This window comes from Ruminiclostridium josui JCM 17888, assembly GCF_000526495.1.
Classification (GTDB): domain Bacteria; phylum Bacillota; class Clostridia; order Acetivibrionales; family DSM-1351; genus Ruminiclostridium; species Ruminiclostridium josui.
Genome location: NZ_JAGE01000002.1, coordinates 340214 through 355116, shown reverse-complemented (window position 1 = coordinate 355116; position 14903 = coordinate 340214). Strand labels below are relative to the sequence as shown.

The 14903-nt window shown below is 40.0% G+C and carries 3 protein-coding genes; all 3 read right to left on the bottom strand.

Going from position 1 to position 14903, the window contains the following annotated elements; all coding sequences use genetic code 11:
* Positions 1 to 42 precede the first annotated feature (42 nt).
* A complete protein-coding gene (locus K412_RS0118110; RefSeq protein WP_024834394.1) occupies positions 43 to 792 on the bottom strand; it encodes a polyketide synthase in 750 nt (249 codons plus the stop codon).
* Between the two features lie 56 nt (positions 793 to 848).
* Positions 849 to 2111 carry a hydroxymethylglutaryl-CoA synthase family protein gene (locus K412_RS0118105; RefSeq protein WP_024834393.1) on the bottom strand — a complete coding sequence of 421 codons (1263 nt, stop codon included), beginning with the start codon at positions 2109 to 2111 and terminating at the stop codon, positions 849 to 851.
* Between the two features lie 89 nt (positions 2112 to 2200).
* Positions 2201 to 14902: an amino acid adenylation domain-containing protein gene (locus tag K412_RS22240; RefSeq protein ID WP_034848323.1), complete on the bottom strand. Its 12702-nt coding sequence runs from the start codon at positions 14900 to 14902 to the stop codon at positions 2201 to 2203.
* Between the last annotated feature and the right edge of the window lies 1 nt (position 14903).

The following is a 14903-nucleotide window of genomic DNA, read 5'->3' as shown; positions in this document are numbered from 1 at the left end:
TTGAAAAATTAACTTAGATAGCATTCATGCTTGTTAAACTTTCTACTTACCGAACAAAGTCATGATTCTATCTTTAACCTCTGGTTGGTGAAATGTTTTCTCATGCATTTCAAGCTCTTGCTTTATGATAGTAGGAAGCTCTTCCCTTATTTGTGCCACCAGATGGTCTTTTAGAGTTATCAATGAAACCCTTGGCTTTTCAGCTACTTCCCGGGCTAGTTGAATTGCATACTCCAATACTTCTTCCCGGGGTAAAACCGCAAAAGGCACGCCACGTTTTTCCAGTTCTGCCCCACGGTAAGTTCCTCCATTCAGAAGCAACTCTTCTGCCAAAGAAAACCCTAATTTCTTTTGCAATATATATGTGGCACCCATTCCAGGTGTAAATCCATATTTCATAAAGTTAGCAGTATAAACACTTTCCCTGCTCAGAATTATGAAATCTGAATATATCCCCATAACAAAACCTCCTCCAATACCGTGACCCTGCATTGCAGAAATCACCGGAACCCTGCAGTCCAATGCAAGACTGTAAATATTCCCGTCTGTAAACTTCAATTTACCTTCATATATGCCTATCAGACTGTCCTGGGTTCCTCCTGAGGCAAAATAGCTATCATATCCCGTCAAGATTACCACTTTGCAGGTCAAATTTTCTCTGATTTTTTCAAATGCTTGGACTAAACCAAACATTAATTCTTCCGAAAAAGTGTTCTTATTCAATCTGTCCTGCATTGTCAACAGTATGATGCCGGGTTCAATTTCCTGCATGTCAACTACACATTGCGCCATTTTTTACCTCCGAATTGTATGTAATACTTGAAGTTCAACTTTTATAGTATGGCATCTCATGTCAGCCACTTGTATTTACGGTGAAACTCTCTGATTTCATCCAAAACCAAAAGTTCTTTCCCGCGACATGCTTCAAACGCTCCCGGTATCAATCCGTAATCAAGTTTAACGTTCCGTGTTCCGAATTTCACCGCCCCACTACCTCTTAACAAATCTTCATATTCCCGCATAGATAGTTGATAGCGCTCATTCAGTCTGCGTTCAATATCCATAGTTTTTAGCATATTCTGTCCCTGGGCGGTAGTAACTCCGCTGTAAAACTCGGAGCAGCAGCCTGAGCCGTATGAAAAACACCCTATACGTTTGGGTGTGTCAAACTGCCCATGTTCTATTACACCAGCAAGTGATAAAAACACGGTAGCACCCATAATATTTCCGACCCGTTGACAGTAGCGGATACCCGGCATTACACGTTGGTTGAAATCCTCTTCAATCTCATTAGGTCTTGCCTTTGTCATTTTTCTCATCATAGTCCTATGAGCTCCCTTTACCATACCTCCAAAGGGAGTATGGAATGCCAGATACTGGAAAGTATCTTTGTAATCCACATTGCTGACCCGCTTTTTGTATTCCAAAAAAGCATTTTCGCAGCAATCTAGGTATGACGACAGTGACAAGTCTACGTCTCCAGCCTCACTGTCTGGAAGAGGACGGCAGGTATCCATGACTTCATATCCATAATATCCATTTGCGCCTTCATCAACCTGAAAAATATATGGCTTTTCACTTACCAGAAGAGCTACAGCTCCTGCTCCACCGCTGGGCTCTGCAAAGGACCAATCTTCGCTCAATACATCTCCCGCCTCAACCACCAAAAAACGTGATATATCAGTTGCAATTACCAGGGCCTTTGCTCCAGGAGAAGCCTGCGACAAAATAAAGTTTACAGCCATCGAAAATCCAGCAGTCCCAGAATAGCAAGCCTGCTTAATTTCAAACATACGGCAGTTTCTGTTAAGACCCAAATAATGATGAATGTAGGAACTCACCGACTTTCCAAAATCTATTCCCGACTCGGTGCAAGTGATTAATAATTCTATCCTGTCTCTTTCTTTTTCAGTGAGAGCATCCACCAGTTTTTTTGCAGCATTTACACCATATGTGACAGGGTCCTCATAGGGAAGCGCCACTGTCTTTTCCAGCATAAGAAGATTTTTGAACCTAGTAGTGTCCAGCTGCCGATGCTCAGCCAGCTGGTTAACATCCAGATACGCCGTACCTCCATAAAAGTTCATTGCCTCTATACCTACAGGAACCATATTCTTTCTCCTTTTAATCATATTTATATTTTTTCAATTGCAAGAATTTTATCTTTGCTCATCTTATACGCTTTCAAACTAAATATTGTTTATTCGTAAAAACTCGAAAGAGCATTGTCATCATTGGAGGATTCATCCCAATTCTTCAAACTGTTCAGTATTTGCTCCCCCTGTTCTGCATTCAAAGTACCCTTTTGAACCTTCTCAAGCATTTCACGAAGATTTAAGTATGGATTTAAGGAAGTAGCCTTTTGATTTTCATCTTCTCCGTTTTTTTTCAATTCTTTAGCCATAAAACTGCTAAATTCGTTTATAGTAGGGTAATCATAAATTCTGGCAGCTCCAAATGAAGTACCGTATTTTTTATTGATTGCTCTTATCCATTCCACTCCTATGATTGAGTCCATTCCCATTTCATTGAACTGCTTGTTAAGCTCCACTTCCTCCGGTTTTATATACAAGGCTTCAGCAAAGCTAATTCTCAGTTCTTCTTGCAACTCCCGTACATAGCTTTCAGAAATGGCAAAATCAGTATTTTCATGGGTTTGATATTTTTCATGTTGCTTTTTTCGGGATGCCTTTACGGAATCCAGTAATGATATTTCCTCTGTTTTTTGCGGGGCAGATGTATTTTTTTGTTTTTCTTTAGAATTCATGCCTTTGTTTTCCATCTCTTTAGCCATAAACACTGAGAATTCCCGTAATGTGGGATAGTCATAGACTCTGGTAGCTCCCAAAGAGGTACCGTATTTTCTATTTATTTCTCTTATCCATTCTACACCTATAATAGAATCCATTCCCATATCAATAAATTGCTTGTCCAATCCTACATCTTCCTGCTTTAAATAAAGTGCTTTTGCAAGACTTTCCCGAAGCTCATCTAATAATGAATCCACCGGAGTTACTATTAAAGCTTCTGTATGACTTGAACCTTTGGTACTTTCCTGCGGTTCGGAATCATCCTTTATTTCAGGCTTTGCCAATGTAAGACCTAAGGGCCTTAATTTCACAGATTGCTCTTTAATACCCGCCGGGTATTCTTGTATGTCTGTTTTCTGTAATAAAGGACGCAAAGATATGTTTTTAGGCTTTTCATCACCATCTTCAATCCTGTCTTTTACTTCTCGTACCGGAAGCTGCTTCAAATTCTCATCTACTTGCTTATCAGTTGAGTATGTAATCTCACGAGCCCAGTAAATCTCCTTTGAAAAAGGATATGAAGGTAGATGAAGCCTATTAAGTCTTTTATTTCCAAAAAGTGCTTCCCAGTCAATGGAATAACCCTGACAATAAAGGTCTGCCACAGTTTCAAGAGCTTTCTTATATATGTTTATGTCTTTTTCCATCTCTTGAATTGTATTTGGAATGTCCTTTTCAAGATGCTCTGAAGCTTTTTTACTTGCAAACTTTTTATCAGCGGTACCTTTAATAAAGTTTGATGGCATTTCTCCTTTAGCCACTTTCTTAAGTGCATCTATGGCATCGTTTATGTTCTTTACGACAACAGCACAACGGTGACTGAAATGATGACGTCCTTGAAGCAAAGTATAACTGATACTGTGTAAATCCTTTTCCTTGAAAATACCGTTTTCAAGAACGCGAACCATATCTTCAACTTTATCACTCAGTGCCTCCTTGGTTTTAGCTGAAAGCACCAGCAAATAGTATGGTAAGGTTTCAACTTCTTTTTGGTTACTATTTTCATAGCCGCTCTGCAAAACAACATGTGCGTTAGTTCCGCTCATTCCAAAAGCACTTACAGCACCAGTACGGATTTTTCCTGGAATATGAGGCCAAGGTTTGCTCTTTTTATTTACGTAGAAAGGACTTTCCATCCAGTTAATATATTCATTTTGCTGCTCAAAATGGATATTTGCAGGAATTGTCTCATGATTAAAAGCCTGAACCAAGCTTATCAAGCTGATTAACCCTGAGGTTCCTAGTGCATGTCCGAAATTAGTTTTGTTGGATGTAACAGCACAGTATCCCTGCTTATTAGTGTAGGCTTTAAAAGCATTATTAAGTGCATTGATTTCTACAGGGTCTCCCAATTTGGTCCCGGTGCCATGGGTTACGATATACTCAATATCCTCTGGATTCACATGGTACCGGTCGTATACCGATTTTATCAGCTCGGTTTGGGCTATTCCGTTGGGAGCAGTAATCCCATTGGTCTTACCATCAAAGTTTATTCCACTTCCTTTTATAACGGCATAAACCGGATCTCCATCTTCCACAGCCTTGGACAACGGCTTTAGTACAACTGCTGCAACCGCTTCACCAGGAACAATACCATTGGCACGCCTGTCAAATGTATAGCATTTTCCGTCATTTGAAAGCATTCCCGCCTGTCCCATGCCGACCAGAGTTCGTGGAGAAAGCAGTAAAGTGGCCCCTGCAGCTACAGCAGTATCACACTCATGGTTCCGCAGGCTCATGCAAGCCTGATGCACAGCCACAAGTCCTGAGGAACATGCGGTATCTATTGCCAGCACAGGCCCTTTAAGGTCAAGGAAATATGCTAACCGTGCTGCAAGAACGGCATTGTTATTTGAGGTTATACTGGTGTCTTTTATAAGATACTGGTAGTCTCCCTGTTCTACACCTACAAACATCCCTATTTTACTGTTCTTAATATGCTTTTCGCCATACCCGGCATCTTCTAATGCCTTCCATGCCTCCTGAAGTAAAAGTCTCTGTCTAGGGTCCATACTCACAGCTTCCCTTGGAGAAATATCAAAAAACGCCGGATCAAATTCACTAACACCAGGTACACAGCCACACCATTTACAATTGGTTTTATCTGGCTCATTTATGGGATCGCCGAAGTATTTTCTCCAATCAAAGCGTTCAGGCGGTATTTCTTCAACCGCATCTATGCCTTTCTCAAGAATATCCCACATTTCATTGATATTTCTGGCCTTAGGAAACCGCCCGCTCATTCCTATTATGGCAATTGGCTCATCTGTCTCACGACTTTCGGTAGTATTTTCAACCCTAATATCCTCTTTAGCAGCCTTAATAACTTCATCAACTGCAGATTCAGCTTTTGCAACAGTTTCAACTACGATTGGGGTTTTCTCTTTTAATGTTCCTTCTTTATAGAACTTCTTCACAGCATCGCCATGCTCAGTCAAATAGTACTCCACAAGCTTTTGAATCGTTGACTGCTCATAAAACAGCGCAGGAGTAATTTCAATATTATAAAGCTCTGTAAGATGCTTAGCGTATTCAGTCAGACTTATGGAGTCAAATCCAAATTCAGCAAGGCTCTCTTCTATATCCAGTTCCTCCATAGGTATTTTTAGTACCTTGGTTATCAGTTCCTTAAGGTCCAATTCCAGGCACTGTTCAAAAGAGAATCCTTTCATTTCAGGTCGGAAGCCTAGTCCTGGGGCACAAGGCAGATTACTCGAATTTGCTTCTGACTGGACTTGTGTAAGCCGCAGAAATTTTTCAATACGACTGCGTTGTCCTACCAAAACAAGAGGCTGGGTATTATTTGTGCCAAGAATCCTTTCAAACAACTCAATACCTTGATTTGAATCCAGGAAATGTTGTCCGCTGGTTTTAAGGTACATTTTCGCATTTTCTTCACTTTCAAAGCTCATACCCCCGTCTTTCCACACCGGCCATTGTATTGCTACCGCTTTACCCCTTCCAAGGCCCTGGTTGCTCCTGTAATTGGCAAAAGCTGTTTGAAAACGATTAGCCACTGCATAATCACATGAGCCAAAATCACCTAAGACTGCAGATGCCGATGAAAAATAGCAGATAAAATCCAGTGGTTCATCCTTAAGCAAATCCTCCAAAACAAGAGTTCCTTCAATTTTGGGTTCCAATACATTTTTAAAGCTGTCAATAGTACTTTCAACGATATTGTTACTGTTTATGACCCCTGCTAAATGGATAACCCCATGAATATCTCCGAAAAGTTCTCTAGCCCTGTTTAAGCCTTCTTTCATAGTTTTTAAGTCACTTACATCACTTTGTATGTAAAAAATCCTGCTGCCCTTCTTTTCAAGTTCCTTTATTTTCTGTTGCTTTTCTTCATTTAAAAGAGTTCTTCCTGTAAGTATGATATTAGCATGGTATGTTTTCGCCAGGTAATCCGCAAACAAGTATCCCAGTTTTCCTAATCCTCCTGTAATAAGGTAGGTTCCTTCATCACGTATTGAGTTTCCGGCAGTCTCCATAGATATAGGCCTAGCCCTGTATACATGCCGTTTACCTTCCTTGTACAGAACACTTTCTATACTCTCAGAATTCAACTCATTCCAAAGTAAACGTAATATGTCGCCTATTTCTCTAGTCTTCTCTCCTTCATTCCTATACACACTTGCCAGCCTGATACCGGGCAGTGCAAATCCCAATGAACGCTCAAAGCCAAGCCATGACTCCATATAGCAGTCATCAATACTATTTTTGAATTGTCCAGACAGTATAATTTTTACATTTTTTATTTTTAAAGAAGATATAGCTTGCAGCGTATATAGAATGGCAGAATAATCTTTTACACAGGTTAAATCTTCTTCCGGCCAAAGGTACAGCACACCGTCCAATGAATCAAAGTCCTCAAGGATGCCACCAAATGCCTTTTTGTAGTCCTCGTATGCTTTTGATATACTGTAATTCGTCTGTGACTGTTTCAAAAAGCCTGTACTTTGTGAAATAAATACAACCTTTGTCATTGGGTCTATGGTCTGTATAACTTCTTGGGCAGTCTTCTGGTTTTCCTGTTCTGAAAGGAAGCATACCAGAGTTTTTATTCTATCTTGTGAAGTTTTTAACAGGGCCTTTTCTTCCCATATTTCTTCAAAAGTCATTATTTCAAAGTTTTCCTTCACTTCTTCTTTCAAAGTGTTTCTTTGATTATCCTGCGATACGTAGGCTTTTTCTTGCTGCAGCTCTACAGGCACCAAATTAGTTGATGCAAGGTTATCATTGTTTATCCAATAGCGTTTTCCTGCAAATGGGTACGTAGGCAGACTGATACGGAGAGGTTTTTTATGCTCGTACAGTTTCTCCCATTCAATATTCAAGCCTTTAGCCCAAAGCTCCGCTAACTTCTCATACTTACCTTTAGAAATCCATGAATCTACTGTATTTTGTAAATCTTCATCTTCAGTGAAAATAGTCAACAAGTCTTTATTACGCTTAGCCTGCCCGTAATAAAGTCCATGTATATTATTCCGGCCTTCTATAAAGCTCTTCAGTTTTTCCTCTAGTTCTTCAAATGAACCTACAACTACAGCTAACCGTTCATCCATTGCATCACGGCCTACCTGAAGAGTATAGGCTACACTTTTTAGGTTTGAAGATAATGCTTGCAAGTTCCCCACTGCATCAAGAAGCTTTTCTACATATCTTTTGAGTTGGTCACCATCTTTTGCTGACAATATTATTATCTGGGGACGTTTGTCTTCAGTATCATCTACTATAGTATTGTATTCCTCAATAACAATATGTGCATTGGCCCCGCTTGCCCCAAATGCACTAACGGTAGCCCTCCGTGGATAGGTTTTACTCTCACCGTCAACTTGAATTACAGGCTGGTTCCAGTCAGCCAATTCTTGCTGGACATAGAAAGGCGTTTTCTCAAAGTTGATATTTGGGTTTGGTATTTTTGAATGCAGAGATGGAACAAGTTTTTTATATTTCATCTGCATAAGCACCTTGGTAAGGCCTGCTATACCTGACGCTCCTTCAAGATGGCCGATATTTGATTTGACTGAGCCAATGGAGCAGAATTGGCCTACACCTAAATTTTCACCAAAGCTCTTGGACAAAGCTGTAATTTCAATGGGATCTCCCAGGGATGTACCTGTTCCGTGAGCCTCCACATAGCTTATGGTAAGGGGGTCTATCCCGGCTTTTCTAAATGACTCCCGTATCAAATTACTTTGTGCTGTCGGATTTGGGACAGTATAGCCGTTGGTTTTTCCTCCATGATTAATTGAGGTCGCCTTTATTACACCATAAATATTGTCTCCGTCCCTTATTGCATCATGTAACGGCTTTAGCAGAACAGCACCAACGCCTTCTCCCGGTACAAAACCGTCCCCACCTTCTCCAAAGCTCCTGCAACGCCCGTCTGTAGAGGACATAGATAACTGGGAGTGAACAATATATTTAGCAGGATGTATAGATAAATTTACTCCGCCTGCTATTGCAGCCTCACATTCACCCCGTTTGATACTTTCTACAGCAAGGTGAATAGCCGTTAAAGAGGATGAACACAGTGTATCTACAGCCATACTGGGGCCATGGAAGTCAAATATATAGGAAACCCTGTTAGCTATTGAGCCATAGGTTGATACAACAGACAACCGATCGCTGTTTATCTTGTTTAAATCATTCCACAACTGATATTCTACATACATGACACCGACAAAAACACCAATATTGCCATTGAAAGCCTTCTTTAAAGTACTCTGGTTATACCCTGAATCCTCAAAAGTGTTCCAGACCGTTTCTAAGAACAACCTTTCCTGAGGATCCATAGTTTCAGCTTCTCTGGGTGAAATATTGAAGAATAGAGGATCAAACTTATCTACATCATCAATAAATCCACCCCATTTGGAATAAATTTTCCCTGGAGTACGTTTTTCTGCATCAAAAAACTTTTTGTAATCCCATCTATCTACAGGTATTTCTGAGATACAATCAATTCCGTTTTTAAGGTTCTCCCAAAATTCTTCCATTGTCCTTGCTTTTGGATACCTTCCGCTCAAGCCTATGATGGCAATATCACCCACTTTATTTTCCTGCTCACTCCTAATAGTCAAGGACCTTAAACCGTTTTGCTTCAGTTCAGTGGTCTCTGGGATACTCCTGTATGTCACCGACTTTGATACAGATATTGGTACATCCGATAAAAGCGCCAATTTGTCAGAATGAGTATTTAAAAAGTATCCGGCAAGTTCATGAATTGTCTGGTACTCAAAAAAGAGTGTTTTAGGAAGTTCACCAAAATCTTTTTCAAGGCGGCTGTTCAATTTAGCAATCATTATTGAATTAATGCCATATTTATCAAGGGTGGACTTAACATTAATCAGTGACAGCGGAACCTCGGAAGCATCTGAAAATATTTTCTTTAAATAATTTTCCGCTTTATTTAAAAGAGTACTATCCTCATGTGTCTCATACTCCGAAATATCTTCCTTGTCTTCCGGTCTGCTTTTCCTATTTTCCATGGACCAATTCTCTCCTGAAAGTTCTATGTCTGAATCTTCATACCAGTGCTTTACTTTAGCAAATGGATAAGTTGGCAAAGGTATTCTTTTTCCCTCTTTTAAAAGGTTCCACTCAACAACAGCACCATTAACCCACTGCTCTGCAATGGAATGAATGTTTTCCTTGTCCTCTTTCACTCTTAAGACTTTGTCGGAGTTAGCTTTCCCTCTATAAACACCATGGGTAGTTTGGCCATTTGAAGCCAACTGCAACTTTTCTATAAGATCAACTATATTTTCTGCAACAATAGCCAGTCTTTCATCCATTTCAATACGCCCTACCTTGAGCGTATATCCGATATCCGCCAAGTTCAAAGCTCTGTCAGAACTTCCTTTGAGGTATTCATAAAGTCTTGACACCTGAAGATTCAATTGATTCTCCGAAGCTGCTGATATTGGAATTATCACTTTTCCTATCGTATCCAGCCTGTTTTCCTCATGTATATATTCCTCAAGGATAATATGTCCTCCTGAGCCTGTAGCTCCAAAAGCATTTATTATTGCCCTTAATGGTATGTGTTTTTCTGTTTTAACTTCATCATTCTTACTGTTACGGTTACTCCAAGGTCTAAGAACATCCGTAATTTCAAGTCCGCTTCCCTGAAGCTGTATAAGCGAATTCACAGGACTGGAATTAACTGAAGGCACAATCTGGTGGTGCTTCATCTGAAGTAGAACTTTCGCCAATTGTGATATTGCCGAAGCTGATTCAAGATGCCCTATACTACCTTTAACAGAACCTATCAGCAAAGGAGTCTCTTGATTTATACAACCCTCAAACACATTTTTTATGGCATTTATTTCAGAAGCATCGGCAATACTTGAACCAGCTGCCGCTGCCTCAATATAGCTTATGGTTTCAGCAGAAACCCCTGAGATTTCAATTAATCTTTTAATGTCTTCTTCCTGTGCAACTGTGTTTGGCGCCCCAAACCGTACACTTCTTCCGCTGTGTCCGATGGACGTTCCTTTTATAACACCGTGAATATAGTCTTTGTCTCTTTCTGCATATTCAACTGGCTTAATGAGTACCGCACCTACACCCTCTCCTGGAAGCCATCCCGTAGCCTGAGCGCCAAACGGTCTACACTGGCCGTCCTTTGACAACATGTCCAAGCCTAAAAGGAGATCCTCATGATACGTATGTGTTAACAGGTTGACTCCACCTACCAAAGCCGCATCGCACTCTCCCCTTTTTATGCTTTCACATGCAAAATGAAGAGCGGTCATAGCTGAGGAACAAGAAGTATTTACAGCAATACTTGGTCCAGTAAAATTGAAGAAATATGACACTCTGTTGGCAACAGATGAGTGGAAAGCTGTTGTCTTAACTTCCCGTGCATTACTCCTTAAATTTGAACTCTGGTTCTGGTAATCGTTCCACATGGCTCCAACAAATACACCTATTCTGCCGGAAGTTTTCAAAAGATTCTCAGCAGTATAGCCTGCATTTTCCAGACATTCCCATGCAATTTCCAAGAAGAGGCGTTCCTGTGGGTCCGTAATACGGGCCTCCGAAGGTGAAATATTAAATAGCAGACTGTCAAAGCTATCTATATCCTCTAGATAACCTCCCCGGCTTTTTTCTCTTTCAGCCCCATCCCCAAATACCTTGAATAATTTCTTTCTTTCCTCAGGAATATCACTTATACTACTTTTGCCTTCCTTTAGAATATCCCAAAACTCGTCCATATTGCGTGCCCCTGGATATCTACCACTGATTCCTACAATAGCCAAATCATACTGCATCGGTACTCTCTTTATGGAAGGCTTTTCCTTACGTAAATCAGCATCTATTGTATTTCCTTTACCCTCTTCAAGGAATTCTCTATCCTCCGGGATTTCCTGTACAAAGCCTCCACAAGTAAAGCTGTGAAGTAGTTTATAGCCTTCATCAAGCTTGAAATCTGGGCGTATTCGCTCGAAGTCCAAACCACCTATTGGGCATACTCCTATATCAAACTCTGCCTGCTTATCCATAAGGAGCTGCCCCAAATACCCTGCTTCCAGAAGACTTAAATACAAACTGTCATCATTGTATAGATGCTTAATATCATCCGGTTTACTTATTAGGTATAGGCAGAAAGCAGACTGCTGGTATTGCTTTCTGTTAAAAGGTGTATAACTTGGTTTTATTTTCTTTGTCAATGTTGATGTCACAAGGACTAACTCATGTTTCCGAGGATTATAGTAATAAATACCTTCATCTAGACCTTCAACTCCTTTATCCCTGATATATACATATATATGGATACCATATATCCCTGAAACTGAAGGATACAGTGAATAGTCCATGCCATCCTTTTTCTCATGGCTCAGAAGATTCATGAATTTACTAAACTTTTCAAAAGAAATGCTTTCTCCAAGATACTCTCTTCTGCATGAGCGAAGGGTATAATCACTTCTTTTAAAGCTGTACTTTTCCAAAGGTATACTCTTCTCATTTTCTGAAAACTTCCTGATGTTAAGGTGCTGAGAATGGAAATTGTCATGTTCTTCTTTGTTTAAATACTTCATATTCTTTAAATTATTTTTCCAGTCAAAATCCAAAAATGCGGCAAATGTCCTATCCCCAGTATAATTCTTTAAATGATTGGTAATGTTTTTCCCGGTTTTCTGAATATATTCTAAAAGTCCTTTTTCATTTTTGTCTCCATCCTGCAAAGAATGATTTCCGGCAGTACCACCCAGCATACAATGAATGAATCTATGACCCTTGTCCAACTTAAAATAGGAAGCTATTCTTTCAAAATCCACTCCCACAACAGGACACACTCCCATTCCGAATTCACTTTGCCTGCTGAGAAGCAATTGTCCCATATATCCTGCATCTATAGTCACCAAGCTTGGACTTACTCCCTGGTATACTGGTGTAATTGCATCAAGCTGAGCTATAAAAAACAGTACAAATCCTGCGTTATGGAAAAAAGGACGGTCATACTCAAAGAATATATCCTCTTCAATTTCAGGATCATTATGTATAAGATACAATACATGTTTCTCAGGATGATAATAGTAAATACCTCTTTCAAATCCCTCTATTGAATTCTCTTTTATATAAATATATGTCTGAACAGCATTGAGCCCTCCTGCAGTAGGATGCAGGTATTTAGACTCTCCGTCAATTGTTTCACGACTAAGAAGTGACAGAAAACTGCTGAACGAACCGAAAGGTATTAACTTTTTAACATAATTCCTCTTAAACCTACCTTTTTGATAAGCAGATTCCTTAAATATAGCCTTATTAAGCCTAATAATTTTTTGACTATCCCTGATACTTTCCGTGGGCTCTTTAACCAACTCTATATTTTTCTCAACAGGCTGTTTCTTTACCTCACTTTTAAATTCCGAAAACTTCGCCTTTTCAGCCACATAAGCTGCAATAGCATTGATACTGGGGTCTTCCAAAATAACATCTATAGGAACAGTGACATTATATGTTTTTTGAATTACTTCAACCATTTGGGCCATAGTTAAAGATGTTGCGCCTATATCAAAAAGGTCGTCACCGGCTTCAATTCTTTCTAAACCTGAAATCTTTGAGAAAAAGCCCATCAAATAGCGTACGACATCAAGTTTGATTTCTCCTTTATCATTAATATCTACTTTTTCCATATAGGGCTGTTGTTCTGGAGTTTCAACTTTTTCGTCGACACGGACATCTACATCAAGGCTTCCCGTCGCTATGCTTTGCTCCTTAACTTTACTGTTTACATAATTAGAAACAGCCTTAATAGTAGGCTCATCTAGAAACACATCGACAGGAACCTGTATACCATATTGATTTTGGATTTTTTCTACCAACTGTGCCATAGTTAAAGATGTAGCTCCAAAATCGAAGAGATCGCTGTCCTCTTTAATCTCTCTATTTTCAAGGGCGTTTACCATGAAATCCAACAAAAACTCTGATACATCTTCATTGATATTCAGCTCCTTCTTAACTCCGGTAGTCTTTTGGAGCTCCGTAGATGTATCTTTTATGGGCCACGGTAAAGCCTTACGATCCAGCTTACCATGTTGTGTAACAGGCATTGAAGCAATTGGAACGAAAATATTTGGCACCATATAATCAGGCAACCTGCCTTTTATAAATTCTCGCAGTTGTTTAGAAGTGGGAAACTCACCATCTTTAACAATGTATGCTACAAGCTTGGGATCCAGACTTTCCTGATCCTTCACAAGGACAACAGCTTCCTGTATGTCGTCATAGGCTCGTAGTGTCTCTTCTATTTCTCCCAGTTCAATGCGGTTTCCACGCAGCTTAACTTGGAAGTCCATACGTCCCAGAAACTCTATATTTCCGTCAGGCAAAAACCTGCATTTGTCTCCTGTCTTATAAAGCTTCGCTCCCGGCTCAGTACTAAAAGGGTTGTCAATGAACTTTTCCGCTGTTAAATCAGGGCGATTAAGATACCCCTTGGCCAAACCTATTCCTCCAATGTGCAATTCCCCTTCTTCACCAATAGAAACCTGATTTAGATTATCGTCAAGTATGTACGTCTGTATATTGAAAATTGGCCGACCAATGGGAACCTTCTTATCCTCTCGTTCCTGGCACCTCCAATAAGTTACATCCACCGCAGCTTCGGTAGGTCCATAAAGGTTATGCAGCTCTGCACCCAGGTTTCCTTTGAACTCTTTCATTAAATCATAAGTCAAAGCCTCTCCACTGGTAAAAACCTGTCTTAAAGTATTGCATTTACCCACATTGGGATTGCCGGTAAAAAACCTGAGCATGGAAGGCACAAAATGACATGTGGTAATCCCTTCATTTCTTATTGCTTCAACAAGATAATTACTGTCTTTATGACCTCCTGGTTTGGCTAATACAAGGCAAGCTCCCGAAAGCAGTGGCCAAAAGAATTCCCAAACCGAAACATCAAATGTAAAAGGAGTTTTCTGTAAAACCCTATCACTCTCCGTAAGGCAATATTTTTCCTGCATCCATAACAGCCTGTTAACAATGGCTCTATGCGGTAGCATACACCCTTTAGGTTTGCCTGTGGAGCCAGAGGTGTATATAATATATGCCAGGCTTTCAGAAGAAGCCAGATTATCCAAATCATTTCCCTGTTCTCCCGAAATATATTTCCACTGGCTGTCCATATAGAATTTTGTCCCCTCAAAATCTCCTACAATGGAGCCAAATTTCTCCTGTGTTAGAATAACCGAAACTCCTGCATCCTCCAACATAAACCTAATTCGCTCCTCAGGATAACCTGGGTCCAGAGGCAAATAGGCACCACCTGCCTTTAGAATTGCAGTAAGAGCTATCGGAAGTTCTAATGATCTTTCCATTATTACCCCAACAATACTGTCAGGCCCTATTCCAAGACTTCTTAAATAACGTGCACATCGGTTGGCACGGTTGTTAAATTCTAAATAGCTGAGCTGTTCTCCGTCAAAACGTACAGCTGGATTATCCGGGCTTTTGCGCACCTGTTCTTCTATAAATTCATGCAGACATTTGTGTAATGGATATTCTCTGAATGTTTTATTCCATTCCAAAAGGCGTTTATGATCATTATCTCTCAGTAAAAATTGCTTATCCGTCATA

Excerpts from the sequence above, each read along its gene's own strand:
- K412_RS0118105 (WP_024834393.1), bottom strand. The coding sequence starts at position 2,111 with ATGGTTCCTGTAGGTATAGAGGCAATGAACTTTTATGGAGGTACGGCG.
- K412_RS22240 (WP_034848323.1), bottom strand. The coding sequence starts at position 14,902 with ATGACGGATAAGCAATTTTTACTGAGAGATAATGATCATAAACGCCTT.
- K412_RS0118110 (WP_024834394.1), bottom strand. The coding sequence starts at position 792 with ATGGCGCAATGTGTAGTTGACATGCAGGAAATTGAACCCGGCATCATA.